This is a genomic window from Nocardioides sp., assembly GCF_036401255.1.
Classification (GTDB): Bacteria; Actinomycetota; Actinomycetes; order Propionibacteriales; family Nocardioidaceae; genus Nocardioides.
Map to the genome: position 1 here is coordinate 1 of NZ_DASWVI010000030.1, position 3738 is coordinate 3738.

General features: G+C 72.5%; 3 protein-coding genes and 1 pseudogene. All 4 read right to left on the reverse strand.

What is annotated here, in order from left to right; translation table 11 throughout:
• Positions 1-609 precede the first annotated feature (609 nt).
• Positions 610-1020 carry a hotdog domain-containing protein gene (locus VGD85_RS01205; RefSeq protein WP_331061627.1) on the reverse strand — a complete coding sequence of 137 codons (411 nt, stop codon included), beginning with the start codon at positions 1018-1020 and terminating at the stop codon, positions 610-612.
• The gene (locus VGD85_RS01210; protein WP_331061628.1) at positions 1017-1790 is read right to left on the reverse strand and encodes an OAM dimerization domain-containing protein; all 774 of its coding nucleotides are present in this window, start codon (positions 1788-1790) and stop codon (positions 1017-1019) included. Before VGD85_RS01210 ends, VGD85_RS01205 begins: the two co-directional genes overlap by 4 nt.
• A complete protein-coding gene (locus tag VGD85_RS01215) occupies positions 1787-3373 on the reverse strand; it encodes a lysine 5,6-aminomutase subunit alpha (RefSeq protein WP_331061629.1) in 1587 nt (528 codons plus the stop codon). The genes VGD85_RS01210 and VGD85_RS01215 overlap by 4 nt, the downstream gene beginning before the upstream one ends.
• Positions 3370-3738: pseudogene (locus VGD85_RS01220) on the reverse strand (L-erythro-3,5-diaminohexanoate dehydrogenase); the annotation flags it as partial. The pseudogene VGD85_RS01220 and the gene VGD85_RS01215, both read right to left, overlap by 4 nt.

Consider the following 3738-nt stretch of genomic DNA (forward strand, 5'->3'; position numbering starts at 1 on the left):
CGGGGAGCCACGCGATCCGGGGCCGCAGGCCGCGCACCGAGAGCACGAAACCGGCGACCGCGAAGGGGATCACCACCGGCACCGCGACCGGCTCGAACGCGAGCGACAGCACGACGCCGGCCAGGAGCGCGAGGAGGAGGCGGGCGGGCACACGAAGAAAATACCGGTCCGGCGTTCACCGGACCGGCACGCGGGGCCACGGGGGCCTCCCTCTGCAGATCACGGAAGGAGCCCGCACCCTTCGGACCAGCACGACGCCGACTGGCTGCCGAGAACGTGACTGTTGTCTAGGGGACACGGGCTCCTTGCCGTATCCGTTCTCGCGGAGCGGACCGACCTCCGCGAACCAGGGCGGACGGATGGTTGGCGCTGCCATCCTCGACCCGGCCACTCGGACGTCGGTTCGCCGGCCACGATCTGCATGAACGGACGGCACACACTGAAGCGCCGGAGTGGGTGGCTGTCAACCGCCCGATGACCTGCGAGAACAGACGAAGCCGCAGGTCACAGACGGGTTGTCGGGCGAGAAAAATCTCAGTGATTTCACCGATCTCCCGGCGTGTCGCGCGAGGACGCGCCGGTGTCGGACCGCTGCTGCGACCCGACCGGTCAGCCGGGAACGACCACGGTGCCGGTGGCGGTCGTCGCCACGATCGGCTCGGCGAGCATCTCGGCCGCGCCGGGACGCTCGGCGGTGGGGGCACCCCGGCCGACGACGTGCACCGCGAGGTCGAGGACACGGGAGCGGGTGCCGACCCGGGTCAGCTCGCAGGTGATCTCGAGGACGTCGCCGGCGCGGACCGGCGCTCGGAACTGCACGTCGGAGTACGACGCGAACAGCCCCTCGTCGCCGTCGGTGCGGATGCACATCTCGGTCGCGACGTCGCCGAAGAGGCCGAGGCTGTAGGCGCCGTCGACGAGGTTGCCGGCGTAGTGGGCGTGGGAGTACGGCACGTAGCGTCGATGGACGACCCGGGTGCCGACCTCGGCGGTGGGACGGGCGGCCTGGGGACTGGTCATGCGGCGACTCCCTTCGCTGCGAGGCGGTGGACGAGGTACGACGCGACCTCCGCCGGGGTGGTGCCGCGCACGAAGATCCGGTCGACGCCGAGGTCCGCGGCCATGGACTCGTCGAAGCGCGGCCCGCCGACGACCAGCAGGGGACGCCGATCGGCCGGATAGGCCTCCCGGAACGCCGCCGACATCTCCCGGGTGTTGAGCAGGTGTGCGTCGCGCTGGGTGACGACCTGCGAGACGAGCACGGCGTCGGCCTTCTCGGCGCGGGCGCGCTCGACCAGCTGGGGCACCGAGACCTGGGCGCCGAGGTTGACCACCTTGAGCTCGCGGTAGTACTCCAGGCCCTTCTCGCCCGCGAAACCCTTGATGTTGAGGATCGCGTCGATGCCGACGGTGTGGGCATCGGTGCCGATGCAGGCCCCCACGACCGTCAGGCGCCGGCGCAGGGCGCGCTTGATGGCGGCGTTCGCCTCCGGCGGGCTCAGCAGCGGGTAGTCGCGCTCGACGACCTCGACCTCGTCGAGGTTCACCAGGTGGTGCACGCGGCCGTAGACCACGAAGAACGTGAAGTCCGGGCCCATCGGCTTGGCGTGGACGACCAGGGCCGGCTCGAGGCCCATCTTGCGGGCCAGCTGGGCCGCGGCACCCTCGGCGCGCTTGGCGCGCTCCCCCCGGCCGTCCACGGGGAGCGTGAAGCTGACCTGCACCATCCCGTCGCCGGTGGTGTCGCCGTACGGCCGGACGACGCTGCTGCCGCTCGCGGGGCTGTTCATCGCTCCTCCAGGATCTCGCTGGCGGGGTTGTAGTAGGTGCTGGCCTTCCGGGCCACACCGTCGAGGCCCTTGCCCGCGTCGGCGGGCCGCTTCATCAGCCCGAAGGTGCCGTCGGCGATGGCGTCGAGCAGGCCCCCGGAGTGCTGCTCGGTGTCGACGATGCGCTCGAGCAGCTCCACGGACTCCGCGAGCACCTGGTGGGCGCGCTGGACGATGAACCCGCCGGGCTCGGGCCGGAAGTCCTCGTGGAGGTTGCCGGCCGCGTCCAGCACGTAGCGGACGTTCTGGAGCGCCAGGTCGCGATCGGAGAGCCACGGGGTCACGACGGCCTCGGTCATCATGCCGACGAGGAGGATGCCCTGGCCGGTGAGGGCCCCGACGAGGTTGAAGAACCCGTCGAGCAGGTAGCCGCGGAACACGTCGCCGGTCATGTGCCGCGTCGGCGGCATCCACTTCAGCGGCGCCCCGGGGAACAGCTCACGGGCGAGCAGGGCGTGGGCCAGCTCGAGCCGGAACGAGTCCGGCACGTCGGGGTCGATCTCGAAGGCGTGGCCGAGCCCGAGCTGCCAGTCCTCGAGGCCGGCCTCCTTGGCGAAGTACTCGTTGAGCAGCTGGCTGGTCGTGACGGTGTGCGCGGCGTCGATCGCGTCGGCGGTGGTGAGGTAGTTGTCCTCGCCGGTGTTGATGATGATGCCCGCCCGGGCGTGCACCTGGCGGCTGAAGCGCTGGTCGACGAAGGTCCGCACCGGGTTGATGTCGCGGAACAGGATCCCGTACATCGAGTCGTTGAGCATCATGTCGAGGCGCTCCATGCCGGCGAGCGCCGCGATCTCGGGCATGCACAGCCCCGACGCGTAGTTGGTCAGGCGCACGTAGCGGCCGAGCTCCTTGCTCGACTCGTCGAGCGCAGCGCGCATCAGGCGGAAGTTCTCCTGGGTGGCGTAGGTGCCGGCGAACCCCTCGCGGGTGGCGCCCTCCGGCACGAAGTCGAGCAGGCTCTGCCCGGTCGAGCGGATGACCGCGATCACGTCGGCTCCGGCGCGCGCGGCCGCCTGCGCCTGCGGAATGTCCTCGTAGATGTCACCGGTCGCGACGATCAGGTAGATCCACGGGGTGCGGGGCGCGTCGCCGTACCGCCGGATCAGGCGGTCACGCTCGGCACGGCGGCGGTCGATCAGCCGGATCCCGCGCTGGACCTGGGCGCGCGCCGCGCGCTGCGCGCGCTCGGCCTCCTTGCCCTCCGGCAGCCGGAACCGCACCGAGCCGGCCGACGCCTTCTCGGCCAGCGTGGCCAGGTCGTCGGCCTCGCCCCGCCGCAGGGCGTCCCAGACGGGCAGGGCGACGCCGTGGGCGAGCCCACCGTCCTCGTGCAGGTCGGCGCGAACCGCGTCGAGCAGCCGGTTGACCCAGGGTGTGCCGTCGGGGTCGGCGCCCTGCAGGCCGGCCAGGCGCAGCGTGGCGCGCTCGACGGCGACCGTGGTGTGCTGCTCGGCCATCCTCACGATCGGCCGCCCGGCCTTGCGGGCCAGCGCCCGGGCGCGCCGGACGGTGGCCGGGTCGAGGTCGAGCTTGCCGCGGCTCATGCGTGGGCCTCCAGCCGGCGCTCGAACAGGGCGCGTACGCCGCGGGTCTCCCGGAGCAGCTCGAGGGCGTACGCCGCGTGCCCCGGCGCGTAGCCGTTGCCGACCAGCATCGTGACGTCGGCCGCGAGACCCTCGGCGCCCAGCGCGGCCGCGGAGAACGAGGTGGCCATCGAGAAGAACACGACCGTGCCGCGGTCGGCGGTCGTGAGGATCGCGCCGCCCTCGCACCCGGGGACGTCGACGCACACCACGGTCACGTCCGCCGGGCCGCCGGCCGCGGCGACGGCGTCGCGCAGGGCGATCGCGTCGCGGGCGTCGGCGACGACGACTGCGTCGGCCAGCCCGGCCGAGCGCAGCAGCTCGGC

What these genes read in the sequence shown, in the direction of transcription:
- VGD85_RS01215 (WP_331061629.1), bottom strand. Translation starts at nt 3,373, where the DNA reads ATGAGCCGCGGCAAGCTCGACCTCGACCCGGCCACCGTCCGGCGCGCC.
- VGD85_RS01210 (WP_331061628.1), bottom strand. Translation starts at nt 1,790, where the DNA reads ATGAACAGCCCCGCGAGCGGCAGCAGCGTCGTCCGGCCGTACGGCGAC.
- VGD85_RS01205 (WP_331061627.1), bottom strand. Translation starts at nt 1,020, where the DNA reads ATGACCAGTCCCCAGGCCGCCCGTCCCACCGCCGAGGTCGGCACCCGG.